Below are 12335 nucleotides of genomic sequence, written 5' to 3'. Positions count from 1 at the left end.
ATCAATATCCCGCCTTGCGGCAGGCTTCGGCGATGGCCGCCTGATCGCCTCCGTTCAGCGGCTTGCCGTTCCAGAACGCCTGTCCCCCGCGAACGGAGACCGTGCCCAGGGTGGTGGAGGCACCCATGCCCCGGTCGTCAAATCCGTAGCGTTCCGCCAGATCAATGGTGATCGGAATGTTGATCCGCTCCGGCAATTGGAGGGGGGAGCCGCCATTGAGGTCCGCCGGGGCCACGGGGCGGCCCCGGACATCGACACCGGGCCGATAGGTCACGTCGTCGGAGGGGCGGTGCTCGACGAGGCTTTGACAATCCCGCCGGGAGACCTGCAACGTCGATTGCGCCAGGGCCTGCGAGGCACTGGCGATGGCAAGGAGTATCAACAGGCCGCGCAGAAACATGGGGGTCTCCTATGGGGATCGCTATTGGATCATCATGCCACAGAATTCATTTAATACGTTTTGAAAAGTAAAATTTTCGTGACCTGGGACGAAAGAAGGGCTAATATAATGGCTCCCAATGCGAAATAAAATTTCGCGCAGGGGCCCAAGTAGGGGAGGAAAGTGGCCGTCCCGCCCAAGTTTCGGAAGAGGGGGACCTCGTGACGGATTTGTAGGCTTGGCGGAGTAACCACGCCGGAAAAGACGGATCTCATGGTCCGTCTTTTCTTAACTTGGGGCTCATTCTTCGCGCAGCACCCAGAGGGTGAAATCGTCGGGCATGTAGTCGTGGCGCAGCACCACGTTTCCCGACAGGCGGCGCAGGCAGAAATTCACATAGTCCCCCGGGTCGGCCAGGAACAATGTGCCATCCGATTGACCGAAACGGTTGCTCAACAAATTGAAGGCCATACCTTTCCTGGATTGCGCCCACAGAGCCACTAGGCTGTCTTTGACATAGGCGTCCCACTCCCGGTCGCGGGCGAAAACCTTCAGGTTGAAGGTGCCGGAAACCAGGGAGTAATCGGCCGGGCATGTGGCCTGACTGGCCACTTCCAGGCGGATGGAGTCCGACTCGCCCAGCCGTTGGCGGGCCGAGTCGATCATTTCCGGGCAGGCGTCGTAGCCCTGGTAGCGGCGGAGTCGCAAATCCGTATGGAGGCGCGTGTAATCGAGCAACGCCCCATAGCCGCACCCCAGGTCGTTGATCGTCAGATCGCGCAGCCGGTCGCTCTCGGAAATGATGTCGAGCAGCACCGCGAAACGGTCCGTTTGTCGCCGTTCCGAGCGCCAGACGACGCCGGGCGGGGTGGCGCCGTGGTCGCGAATCCTGGCCCGATAGGCGGCGACCACTGGCTGCAACAGCCGCCCGTCGGGCGGGGGTATGGTCTCGGCGGGGCTCAGAACGAGGCCCAGGCGGGTTTGCGTGGCGTCACCTGGGCTTCTCCGGCCATAAAGGTTCCGTCAGTTTCCAGGGCTTCCAGGCGCATCAGGGCGAGGGCGACGCCGTCCTGTCCGGAGCGGATTTCCCCCACTTCCTTGGCGTCGAGGGTCACCGGGGTTCCCGGTTCAGGCATCGGACCCTCCACTTCCACCGGTATCAGCCGCTTTTTCAAAAGGCCCCGGTAGCGGGTGCGGGCGGTCAGTTCTTGCCCCAGGTAACAGCCCTTGTCCCAGGCGATGCTGCCCAATTCGTCGTAACCATTCTCCAGCAGCAGGGCTTTGTCCACCACCTGATCCCGACTGCCGTCGGGCAGGCCGAGGGCGATGCGGACGCGCTCATAGTCAACCATGGTGCCCAGTGTGAATCCGGCCGCATCCAGAGTGGCGGTGCCGTTGGCGCGCGGCAACAGGGCGCGGGCACCGGCCTGCGCCAGGCGCGGGTCCATGAAGGCGACGCCACGCCCGAAGGCCTTGGCCGCGCCCGGCGCGTCAGCCAGTCCCAGGATCTGCGGCACCTGTGGACCGATGATCGCGGCAACCATGTAATCGGCGCTGACATCGGTCAGATTGACCTGCGAACGCAGCTTGTACATCTTCAGCCGCTTCATCAGGTCCGGCAGGCGTTCCTTCTCCACATCAAGCATCATGACTTCGCCATCGAGGGCGATGAAGAAGTCGTGCAGATATTTGCCTTGAGCGGTCAGAAAGGCGGTATGCAATGCCTTTTCTGGAGCTCCCTTGGTCACGTCGTTGGATACCAACCCTTGCAGGAAGCTCACCCGGTCGGGGCCGGTGAGCAGAACCACCCCCCGGGACTCCAAGGGAACATACAGATTGTCGGCCATGACGGTCGCTCCTTCGTCTTGATCTTTCCAAGTTACCGCAAAGGTGGGCCTGCGGCAGTCTGTTGGCAAGAGGGCAACAGCCCCGTATAACCGCCTGATGCTGATTACCATGATCGACGATTCCGTTCCCTTCGATGGGGCCACCGCGTCGGAACGCCCCCTGGGCGGGCCGGAAAGGGCTTTTGCCGGTCTGGCGGCGGCCCTGGCCCGACGCGGCCATCACGTGACCGCCGTGACCCGCACCGAAGAGACGGTGCAAATCGAAAATGTAACCTGGATACCCTGGGAATTGCCGCGCCCGCCGCAAGCCGATCTGCTGATCGCCTTCCGCCGTCCGGCGCTGCTCGACGAGATGCCCGAGGTCTACAACAAGGTGCTGTGGCTGGCCCATCCGGCGGGATTTCTCAACAAGCCCCGATCACGGGAAACGCTGATCCGGCACAAGCCGAAACTGGTGTTTCTCGGCAAGACCCATCTGGCGACCTTCGACAGTCGCCTGGAACTGCGGAAAACCGTCGTGACGCCGGGGCTTGGCGCGCCGTTCCTGGCCGACGTGGACGGGCTGGCCATCGGACCGACGGCCATTGTCACCACCCATCCTCTGCGCGGCCTGGACCGCATTCTGGAGGTCTGGTGCGGCAAAATCCAGGCCCGCCGTTCCGAGGCCCGGCTGAAGCTCTATTCCGCCTCCCTCTACAAGGCCTTGCAGGGCGCACCGGTGGACAAGGCCCTGGATTCCATTCTGGCCCAGGTGAAAAAGGCCCGAGTGCAGGGGGTCGATGTGGAAATGCCTGGGACCGAGGCGGTGATGGCCGAGGCCTACCGGTCGGCGCGGGTGCACCTTTATCCGCGTGCCGACGATGAAATCTTTCCCTGGACCCTGGCCGAGTCGCAGGCCTGCGGCTGTCCGGCGGTGACGTTTGCCGGACCGGCGACGGCGGAGCGGGTGCGCAATGGCGAGACCGCCTACATGGTGCCCGATGATGAGGCCTTCGCCAATCTGACTCTCGACCTTTTGAGCGGCGGCAGTCTCTATGACTCGCTGCATGCCCAGGCCATCGAACGGCAGCGCCAGCCCGATTGGGATGCGGCGGCGGCGGCGTTCGAAGAGGTCTGGCGGTGAGGGGCGCGTGAGGATCCTTTTCGTCACCTCGACCCGGGTCGGCGACGCCATCCTGTCCACCGGCCTGCTGGAGAGTCTCATTCAGCGCCACCCCGGAGCCAGAATCACCGTCGCCTGTGGTCCGGCGGCGGCCTCACTGTTCGAGGCGGTGCCGGGGCTGGAACGGCTGATCGTGCTCGACAAAATGGCGTTCTCGCTGCACTGGTTGCGACTGTGGGGGCTCTGTGTCGGGCATTATTGGAATGTCTTGGTAGATCTGCGCAATGCGCCGCTGACCTACGCTTTGCTGGCCGGAAAAAGCTTCCGCATGGGGCGCGACAAAAGCGACGATCATCGAATCGTGCAGTTGTCCCGAGTGTTGCGCCTGGAGACCCCCGCCGCGCCGACGGTGTGGCTGTCCGAGGCCCACCTGAATATGGCTAAGTCCTTGATTCCCAGCGGGACACCGGTTCTGGCCTTGGGGCCGACCGCCAACTGGATCGCCAAGACCTGGCCGCCGGAACGGTTTATCCAATTGATCGAGCGCTTGACGGGAAAGGAGGGGCTTTGGCCCGGGGCGCGGATCGCCCTGTTCGGGGCCGACCACGAGCGGATCTCCGTGTTGTCGCTGATTTCCGCCATTCCCGAGGCGCGGCGCATTGATTTGATCGGTCGTCTGGATCTGTTGGGAGTGGCGGCCTGTCTGACCCGCTGTAGCTTCTACATCGGCAACGATTCCGGGCTGATGCACCTGGCTTCGGCGGCAAAGGTGCCCACGTTGGGGCTGTTCGGTCCAACGCCGGAGTATCATTATTATCCCTGGGGCGACCATTGCGCCTATGTGCGGCCGCCCATGGCCTGGGATAAGATGTTTCCCGAGAACTTCGATCATCGCAATACCGGATCTCTGATGGGGCCGTTGAGCGTCGATCTGGTGGAAGAGGCCGTGCGTGAGTTGTGGGAGAAGGTCGGTCATGACCGATAAACCGCAAACCCTGTCCGCCCTGGTGGTGGCGCATAACGAGGAAGCGCGGATTGCCGCTTGTCTGGAGCGTTTGGAGTTCGCCGACGAAATCGTCGTGGTGCTCGATAAATGCTCGGACCGCACCCGCGAGGTGGCCTCCGTCTATACCCGCCACTTTCTCGAAGGAAGCTGGGATCTGGAGGGGGCGCGGCGCAATGCCGGGATCGACGCCTGCCGCTGTGACTGGGTGTTGGAAGTGGATGCGGACGAGCAGGTGCCGCAGGCCCTGGCCGAAGAAATCCGCCGGGTGATCGAGCAGACCGATGCCGATTGGCACGAAATTCCGGTGGATAACTACATCGGCGAACGATTGGTGCGTCATGGCTGGGGGGCCTCGTTCGGCAAGGCGGCCTATCCGGGGCTGTTCCGGCGGACGGTCAAGCGTTGGGGGATGCAGCGGGTGCATCCTTCGCTCATCTGGTCGGGACGGCGGGGCAGGATGCTGACCCAGCGGCTGAACCATTACGTGGACCGCAACATCTCCGATATGATCCGCCGCCTGGATGCCTATTCCACGGCCCGGGCCAAGGATTTGCGCGACAGCGGCCAGATAGGCTCCACGGCCAACAATCTGCGTCGTCTGGTGTCGCGATTTTTCAAATGCTACGTCTCGCGCAAGGGGTATAAGGAAGGGGGCTATGGGCTGATCATCGCCCTGTTCGCGGGCCTGTATCCGCTGCTGGCCCACCTGAAAGCCAAGCTGGAGGACCACTGAGTGGCGCGGATCGTGTTGGCCGACGACGGCATTCAATTCGATGGCACCACGCCAGGTCAAAAGCCCCTGGGCGGGGTCGAATCCTCGGTGGTCAATCTCTGCGAGACCCTGGCGGCGCGCGGCCATGAGGTGTTGGTGCGCAACAAATGCGCCGCGCCGATCCTTCATAACGGCGTCGACTGGGCACCGATCGCTCAAGGACTGCCCGAGACGGCGGATCTCTATATCGCCAATCGCGGCGACAAGTTGATTCCCTTGCTTCCCAGAGCCAAGCGGCGTTTGTTCTGGATTCATAATCCGGCACAATATCTGCTGAAATGGCGCTATCTGCATAAACTCTGGAAATGGCGTCCGGTGATCGTTTTCATCGGCAGCTATCACGCCACCACCTGTCCCGAATGGGTGCCGGACGGCGGGCGGAAGGTCATTCCCTACGGCACGCCGGACGAATTCCGCCTTGCCGCGCCGGGGGCGGGGACGCCGCCGCCGCGCGCCGTCTTCACCTCCAATCCGCTGCGTTCCCTGGACTGGATTCTGGAGCGTTGGGAGTCGGATATCCGGCCCGCCGTGCCCGATGCGGAACTGCATGTATTCGCCGGGGCCGCCACCTACGGGTCGGTGGGCGATGCCAAGGCCGAGGCCATGAACCGAGTGTTGGCCCAGGCCGAGGCCCTGGCGGATCGGGGCGTCGTGCTGCGTGGCCCGGTGCCCAAAAGCCAACTGGTGGAAGAATTCCGGGCCGCCCGCTGTATGCTCTATCGCGGCGATCTCAATGAGACCTACTGCCTGGCGGTCGGCGAGGCGCAGGCGATGGGGGTTCCGGCGGTGGTTGAGGATTTAGGCTCCATGGCCGAGCGGGTGCGTCATGGCACCACCGGCGCCGTGGTCTGTAACGCTGCCGATTTTTCCGCCGCCGCCATCGACCTTCTTTCCAATGTGGAACACTGGCAAACCCAGCATGACGCCGCCTTGGCGCTGCAACGGTCCTGGGGCTGGGTCCAGGCCGCCGAGGCCTTCGAGGAGTTTCTCCCCTGATGCGATTGATCCAAGCCATGGCCGGGGCCAGGGTTGGCGGCGCGGAAGCCTTCTTCGTGCGGCTGGCCCAGGCGTTGCAGAAAACCGGCATTGAGCAGGAACTGCTCATCCGCACCCATCCGCGCCGCGCCGACCGGTTGCGGCAGGCCGGGGCGACGGTCACGGAACTGCCATTCGGCGGGCTGCTGGATCTTCGGACACGACTCGGTTTCCGGCGCAGAATCAATGCCTTTCAGCCGGACATCGTGCTGACCTGGATGAACCGGGCGACCGCCTTTTGTCCCTCCAAGGTGCATGGGGGCGGGTTTGTTCATGTGGCGCGTCTGGGCGGTTATTATGACCTCAAATATTACCGTCAATGCGACCACCTGATCGGCAATACCCAGGATATCGTGGACTATCTGGTGCGGGAGGGGTGGCCCCGGGAGCGGGCCCATTATCTGCCCAATTTCGTCCAGACCGAACGCCAGCCGCCCTTGTCGCGGCGCGAATATTCCACCCCCGAACGGGCGCCGGTGATCCTCGGGCTGGGCCGCCTGCATGAAAACAAGGGGTTTGACGTGTTGATTCGGGCGTTGACCCGGGTGCCCGGGGCCTATCTCTGGCTGGCCGGAGAAGGCCCGGAACGGGCCGCCCTGGAGGCTCTGGCCGGTCATTTGGGGGTCCTGCCGCGGGTCCGCTTCCTCGGCTGGCGGGAGGATATTCCGGCCCTGTTCGCGGCGGTGGATCTGTTTGTCTGTTCGTCCCGTCACGAGCCGCTGGGCAACGTGGTGCTGGAAGCCTGGGCGCAGGGGGTGCCGGTGATCGCTGCGGCCAGTCAGGGGCCGTCCGCCCTGATCGCGCCTGAACGAACTGGGCTGTTGGTCGGGGTCGAAGACGCCTCTTCCTTGGCCCAGGCCATGAACTATCTATTGCAAGAGCCTGAAATTGCACGAGCATTATCCGTGCAGGGCCGTGCGGCATATGAAAAGGATTTCTCTGAGGATTCGGTGGTGGCGCGCTACATGGACTTCTTCCGCAAGGTTAGCGGCTGATGTGCGGGCTGGCCGGCATGATGACCCGACCGGGCCGCGCCGTGAACGAAGGGGTTCTGGCGCGTATGGGGGCCTGTCTGGGGCATCGCGGTCCGGACGGGCAGGGCACCCATGTGGCGGGCAATGTGGGATTGCTGCATACCCGTTTGGCGATTGTCGATCTGGAGACCGGAGACCAGCCGCTGTTTGGGCCGGGTCCCGCTGAGTCCCGCCTGACTCTGGTTGCCAACGGTGAAATCTACAATGACCTTGATCTACGCCGAGATCTGTCTGACGTGGCCTTCTATACGCGCTCAGATTGCGAGCCGCCGCTGCATCTGTATGCCCGTCTCGGGACCGATTATGCGCGCCATTTGCGCGGCATGTATGCCATTGCCCTGCATGATCCGGTCCGGGAATTGTTGGTTTTGAGCCGCGATCCGTTCGGCATCAAGCCGCTCTATGTGTCGGAAACCGAGGAGGGCCTGCTGTTCGCATCGGAGCCCCGGGCCTTGCTGGCCAGCGGCGGGTTGAACGGCCGAGTCGGTGAGCAAAAAATGCGCGAATTGCTGCAATTGCAGTTTACCACCGGGACCGGGACTCCCTGGGGCGGTATCCGGCGGCTGGCACCGGGCGAAACCCTGGTGGTACGCGAGGGGCGGATTGTCGCCCGTCACCATGTGGCGGCACTGCCGTTGCAGCCGCCGCGCCCGGCGGATTCGGACTCGCAAATGCTGGCCCGACTGGATCATCTGTTCGAGGATTCCGTGCGGCAGCACCAACGTTCCGATGTGCCCTATGGGATGTTTCTATCGGGCGGCATCGATTCCTCGGCAGTGCTGGCGATGATGGCGCGGCTCAATGAGCGACCGGTGCGCGCCTATACGGCCTATTTCCCTGGCACGGCGGCCCGTGACGAGCGTGAAAGTGCCAAAAAAGCCGTTGCGGCCACCGGCGCGGAAGCGGTCGAGGTGGGCTTCGACGAGGCGGATTTCTGGTCCCTGCTGCCTGCCGTGGCCGACGCCTTGGACGATCCGGTGGCCGATTACGCCCTCCTGCCGACCTATAAACTGGCCGCCGCCGCCCGGGCTGACGGCCTCAAGGTGGTGTTGAGCGGCGAGGGGGGGGACGAACTGTTCGGCGGCTATGGCCGCTACCGTGCCGCCTGCCGCCCCTGGCCGCTGACCAAACCCATGCGGCGCAAGGGGATTCTCGATGGATTGGGCATTCTGCGCCAGCCGCGCGGCTGGCGGGACGGGTTGACCGCCAGCGAGAACAGCCTGCCGGGCGGACTGAGCGGCCTGCAACGGGCGCAGGCCACCGATGGGGCGGACTGGCTGCCCAATGATCTGCTGATCAAGCTGGACCGCTGCCTGATGGCCCATGGGGTGGAAGGGCGGGTGCCGTTTCTCGATCTGCCGCTGGCCGATTTCGCCTTTCGACTGCCGGACAATCTGAAAACCCGTCGCGGACGGGGCAAGTGGCTGCTGCGCCAGTGGCTGGCCCGGCATTTGCCCGGCAGTGATCCGTTTGCCGCCAAGCGCGGATTTACCGTGCCGGTGGGGGAATGGATTGCTGCGCGAGGGAAACAACTGGCCGAACCGATGGCCCGCCAACCGGGTATCGCCGAATTCTGTCACCCCGAGGTGGTGCGGTCGCTGTTCGCCGCCGCCGATCCGGCCCAGGGCAAGGCGGCCTGGACCCTGTTATTCGCCGCTTTATGGCATCAAAGGCATGTTTTGGGCAGAGAGTCGGGGCCGGATGTGCTGGAGTGCTTGTCAACGGGCTGAGACCCTTGCACAATCAACCTTCATCCGTGCCGAGGGAGGCTGTCCATATGCCGCAACTTCTGTTCACGCTTCGCGTTCAGCGGGAAAACGGGAAACCGCTCAAGAATCCCCGCGAATGCCATGGAGTCTATTTCGAGACTCACAACCAGAGCACCTTCGCCTGGAGCAGTCCCGAGACTCCCGCCGCGCGGCCTCTGCACAACAGCACCATATCGCTGCATCCCAACGGGGTCAGCGTCATCGGCTTTGAGCGCGAGGGGGATACCTACGTCTATCAGGAATGGTGGATGCTGCCGGAAGCCCTGGCCCAGACGGAAGCCCCGGCGGCCCCGATCCCGCAGGCGACTCGTTTCGTCTGGGATGAGGGATTGTCGCTGGGTGTCGAGGCGGTGGACGATGGACATCGTGTGCTGGTGGATCAGGCCTCGCGGCTGGAAGCCCTGGCCGCCGAGGGCGACCGGGAGGGCTTTCAGACGCTGCTTGGCGAGATGATCGAGGACTGCATCTATAATTTCGCCCGCGAAGAGGGGCTGTTGGATTACGGCAACTATCCGGCCAGTGAGGACCAGCAGCGACAGCACGAGGATTTTCTCAACCTGTTGCGCCGTCATCATGGGGCCGATGAAGATCCCGAGGATCTGCTCGATGCGCTGGCCGCCTGGATTGACGGACATATTCGCGACGAGGACCCGGACTGGGTGCCCTATTTGTCGCCGGGGGTGGAGGCCATCCTGCCCATTCGCACCGTCGAATCAGACAGCAACAGCATGTCCGACTGGGACAGCGGTGCCAACCTGACCGAAGGTGCGCCGGACGAACCGGATGAGGTGGCGGACAACGACGACTTTTTCGATGAGGACCTACTTGAAGACACCGATGAGCGCCGCCCCGTGGTAGAGGACGACGACGACGAAACCGAGGAAGACCTGCTGGATGAATCCGATCTCGATCTGGATAGTGACCTGTTCCTGGTCGATGACGACGCGCCCTCGTTGGAGCAACCGGAACCGTTGGAAGCGGAGGACGAGGCCGCCGACGAGGCACTGGATGATGCCCTGATACACTGGAAGGACTCTATGAGTGTCGGGCTGGAATCCATTGATAACGATCACAAAGTGATGATCAGCTTGATCAACGAGTTGCACGAGGCCCAAGACAGCGAGAATGGAGAGGAGCGGGAGAATACGGTCGGCAGCGTGCTCAATGCTCTGGTCGAATATACCGAATACCATTTCGAGCGCGAGCAACGGGTGATGGAAACTGTCGGCTACGAGGGAATCGGGCCTCATCTGAAAAACCACGACGACCTGAAGGATGTGGTGCTTTCGCTTAAGGAGCAGTTCGATATTCAGCCGGAAACGGTTGATCTGAATTTGATGTATAATTTCCTGCGCACTTGGTTGGTGCAGCATATCCTCAAGGAAGACATGGCCTATGCCCCGCTGGTGCGCGGCAATGATCTGGCGGCGATGGCCGCGGAGTCGTTGTTCTTCTCCGATGACGAATTGGAAGATGACAGCGAGAACCTGTTCGAAAGACTGTCCGATTCCGGCGCCGTCGCGGCCTCCGAACGGGCGCGGGCCGACGCCGCGACCTTGGTCCGGGAGGCGGAGGACGACTCCCCGGCGCAGGAAATCCTGGAACCGGAATTCGAGGACTCCCTGGACGATGTTTTGGACCTGGATGCGTCCATGCGACTTGATACGGAAGATGCCGTTCTCCTGGAGGATGATGAGGACATATCCCCAATTGATGACAACGAGTTGGAAGATATTTTAAATCTGTCAGATGAAGAAGATTCCGATTTGGATTCGATCGTCAGGGGGTTTGAGGAGGTGGAATCGGCCACCGGAGATCCGGAGGATTTGGACCATGTTGTGGAAATTTCCGCCGGCGATGATTTGCCGATCGAGGAGGAGCTGCGCCGCGAGGACGACATCGGCGAGCCCCTGGAGCCCATTGAGATGGATGGTTTGGCGGAGCTGGCCGATATGGAATCCCTGATGGTGTCGATTCAGGACCTGGTCCGCCGCACCGATGCCGCCGACGATGCGGAGAAATCATGAGCCCCCCCTATGACTTGATTCTGCACGGCGGCACCTGCGTTCTGCCGGGCGGGGAAGCGCGGGCCGATATCGGCATTCGGGACGGCCGCATTGCCGCCATCGGTGCTCTGGATCAAGACGCAGCGGTTTCGCGCTTTGAAGTGCGGGGATTGCACCTGTTGCCGGGGGTCATCGATTCTCAGGTGCATATGCGCGAGCCGGGCCTGGAGCATAAGGAGGACTTTGCCAGCGGCACCATGGCGGCGGTGCTCGGCGGGGTCACGGCGGTGATGGAAATGCCCAACACCAAGCCCAATACCACCACTGCGGCGGCACTGGCCGACAAGGCGCGGCGGGCCAAGGGGCGGGCCTGGTGCGACATGGCGTTTTTCGTCGGCGCGGCGGCTGAGAACGTGGAACAACTGGCTGAATTGGAGCGGCTGCCCGCTTGTGCGGGGGTGAAGGTTTTCATGGGGTCTTCCACCGGCTCGCTGCTGGTCGAGGACGACGCCACCCTGGCCCAGGTGTTGGCCAATGGCACCCGCCGGGTGGCTGTGCATTGTGAGGACGAGCCGCGCCTGCGCGAGCGTTTTGCCATGGTCGAGGGCGGCGCGCCGGTGTCGCAGCATCCCCATTGGCGGGACGCGGAGACGGCGCGGCGGGCCACCGAGCGCCTGTTGCGACTGGCCCGGGGCACCCAACGACGCGTCCATGTGCTGCATGTGACCACCGCCGACGAGATGGAAATCCTGCCCGATTATCGGGATCTGGCGACGGTCGAGGTGACGCCGCAGCACCTCACCCTCAGCGCCCCGGAAGCCTATGAACGCCTGGGCTCGCTGGCGCAAATGAATCCGCCGATCCGTGAAACGGCGCACCGGGATGCCCTTTGGCGCGCCCTGGATCAGGGGTTGGTGGATTGCATCGGTTCCGATCACGCCCCCCATACCCTGGAGGAAAAGGCCCAGGCCTATCCGAAAAGTCCCTCCGGCATGCCGGGGGTGCAGACCCTGGTGCCGATCCTGCTTGATCACGTGCATGCGGGACGCCTCAGCCTGACCCGATTCGTCGATCTGACCAGCGCCGGTCCGGCCCGTCTTTACGGGGTGGCGGGCAAGGGGCGGATTGCCCTTGGCTACGATGCCGATCTCACCATTGTGGACCTCAAGGCGCAACGGACCATCACCAATCAGTGGATTGTCTCGCGCTGTGGCTGGACGCCGTTTGATGGCATGAAGGTTACCGGTTGGCCGGAGGCGACACTGGTCCGGGGCCATGTGGTGATGCGCGATGGTCAGGTGCTCGGAGATCCCATCGGCGCGGCCATTCGCTATCAGGAATGCCTGTCGTAGTTGGCCTCCGCCTTGCATCTCTCGCAAGGACTC

Annotated in this window: 11 protein-coding genes; 8 read left to right on the top strand and 3 right to left on the bottom strand. The window is 63.1% G+C overall.

Features of this window, described 5'->3' with window-relative positions:
• Window position 1: 1 nt before the first annotated feature.
• The 3 genes from ACYQ1P_RS12715 to ygfZ form a co-directional block, all read right to left on the bottom strand.
• Complete coding sequence (locus tag ACYQ1P_RS12715) at window positions 2-400, bottom strand: hypothetical protein (RefSeq protein WP_460020717.1); 399 nt, start codon at window positions 398-400, stop codon at window positions 2-4.
• 279 nt (window positions 401-679) lie between these two features.
• Complete coding sequence (locus ACYQ1P_RS12710; protein ID WP_460020716.1) at window positions 680-1300, bottom strand: class I SAM-dependent methyltransferase; 621 nt, start codon at window positions 1298-1300, stop codon at window positions 680-682.
• Window positions 1301-1338: 38 nt separating this feature from the next.
• Window positions 1339-2226, bottom strand: a complete 888-nt coding sequence (gene ygfZ, locus ACYQ1P_RS12705) for a CAF17-like 4Fe-4S cluster assembly/insertion protein YgfZ (RefSeq protein ID WP_460020715.1) — start codon at window positions 2224-2226, stop codon at window positions 1339-1341.
• A gap of 109 nt (window positions 2227-2335) precedes the next feature.
• On the opposite strand from ygfZ, the gene ACYQ1P_RS12700 reads away from it, so the two are divergent.
• From ACYQ1P_RS12700 to ACYQ1P_RS12665, 8 genes are read left to right on the top strand one after another with little or no spacing between them, the layout of a single operon-like run.
• Window positions 2336-3349 (top strand): glycosyltransferase, encoded by a 1014-nt coding sequence (locus tag ACYQ1P_RS12700; RefSeq protein ID WP_460020714.1) that lies wholly within the window; start codon window positions 2336-2338, stop codon window positions 3347-3349.
• Window positions 3350-3356: 7 nt separating this feature from the next.
• A complete protein-coding gene (locus ACYQ1P_RS12695) occupies window positions 3357-4313 on the top strand; it encodes a glycosyltransferase family 9 protein (protein ID WP_460020713.1) in 957 nt (318 codons plus the stop codon).
• Window positions 4303-5067 carry a glycosyltransferase family 2 protein gene (locus ACYQ1P_RS12690; protein ID WP_460020712.1) on the top strand — a complete coding sequence of 255 codons (765 nt, stop codon included), beginning with the start codon at window positions 4303-4305 and terminating at the stop codon, window positions 5065-5067. Before ACYQ1P_RS12695 ends, ACYQ1P_RS12690 begins: the two co-directional genes overlap by 11 nt.
• On the top strand, window positions 5068-6102 hold the full coding sequence (locus ACYQ1P_RS12685) for a glycosyltransferase (protein WP_460020711.1): 1035 nt from the start codon (window positions 5068-5070) through the stop codon (window positions 6100-6102).
• Window positions 6102-7136: a glycosyltransferase gene (locus tag ACYQ1P_RS12680; RefSeq protein WP_460020710.1), complete on the top strand. Its 1035-nt coding sequence runs from the start codon at window positions 6102-6104 to the stop codon at window positions 7134-7136. The genes ACYQ1P_RS12685 and ACYQ1P_RS12680 overlap by 1 nt, the downstream gene beginning before the upstream one ends.
• Window positions 7136-8905, top strand: coding sequence for an asparagine synthase (glutamine-hydrolyzing) (gene asnB / locus ACYQ1P_RS12675; RefSeq protein ID WP_460020709.1), 1770 nt, complete (start codon window positions 7136-7138; stop codon window positions 8903-8905). Before ACYQ1P_RS12680 ends, asnB begins: the two co-directional genes overlap by 1 nt.
• A gap of 47 nt (window positions 8906-8952) precedes the next feature.
• A complete protein-coding gene (locus ACYQ1P_RS12670) occupies window positions 8953-10971 on the top strand; it encodes a bacteriohemerythrin (RefSeq protein ID WP_460020708.1) in 2019 nt (672 codons plus the stop codon).
• A complete protein-coding gene (locus tag ACYQ1P_RS12665) occupies window positions 10968-12302 on the top strand; it encodes a dihydroorotase (RefSeq protein ID WP_460020707.1) in 1335 nt (444 codons plus the stop codon). Before ACYQ1P_RS12670 ends, ACYQ1P_RS12665 begins: the two co-directional genes overlap by 4 nt.
• The last annotated feature ends 33 nt before the right edge of the window (window positions 12303-12335 follow it).

It is taken from the genome of Magnetospira thiophila, from assembly GCF_054657015.1.
Note: the sequence above shows the minus strand (reverse complement) of the source record. Positions and strands in the feature narration are given on the sequence as shown.

Excerpts from the sequence above, each read along its gene's own strand:
- ACYQ1P_RS12715 (WP_460020717.1), bottom strand. The coding sequence starts at position 400 with ATGTTTCTGCGCGGCCTGTTGATACTCCTTGCCATCGCCAGTGCCTCG.
- ygfZ (WP_460020715.1), bottom strand. The coding sequence starts at position 2,226 with ATGGCCGACAATCTGTATGTTCCCTTGGAGTCCCGGGGGGTGGTTCTG.
- ACYQ1P_RS12700 (WP_460020714.1), top strand. The coding sequence starts at position 2,336 with ATGATCGACGATTCCGTTCCCTTCGATGGGGCCACCGCGTCGGAACGC.
- ACYQ1P_RS12690 (WP_460020712.1), top strand. The coding sequence starts at position 4,303 with ATGACCGATAAACCGCAAACCCTGTCCGCCCTGGTGGTGGCGCATAAC.
- ACYQ1P_RS12680 (WP_460020710.1), top strand. The coding sequence starts at position 6,102 with ATGCGATTGATCCAAGCCATGGCCGGGGCCAGGGTTGGCGGCGCGGAA.
- asnB (WP_460020709.1), top strand. The coding sequence starts at position 7,136 with ATGTGCGGGCTGGCCGGCATGATGACCCGACCGGGCCGCGCCGTGAAC.
- ACYQ1P_RS12670 (WP_460020708.1), top strand. The coding sequence starts at position 8,953 with ATGCCGCAACTTCTGTTCACGCTTCGCGTTCAGCGGGAAAACGGGAAA.
- ACYQ1P_RS12665 (WP_460020707.1), top strand. The coding sequence starts at position 10,968 with ATGAGCCCCCCCTATGACTTGATTCTGCACGGCGGCACCTGCGTTCTG.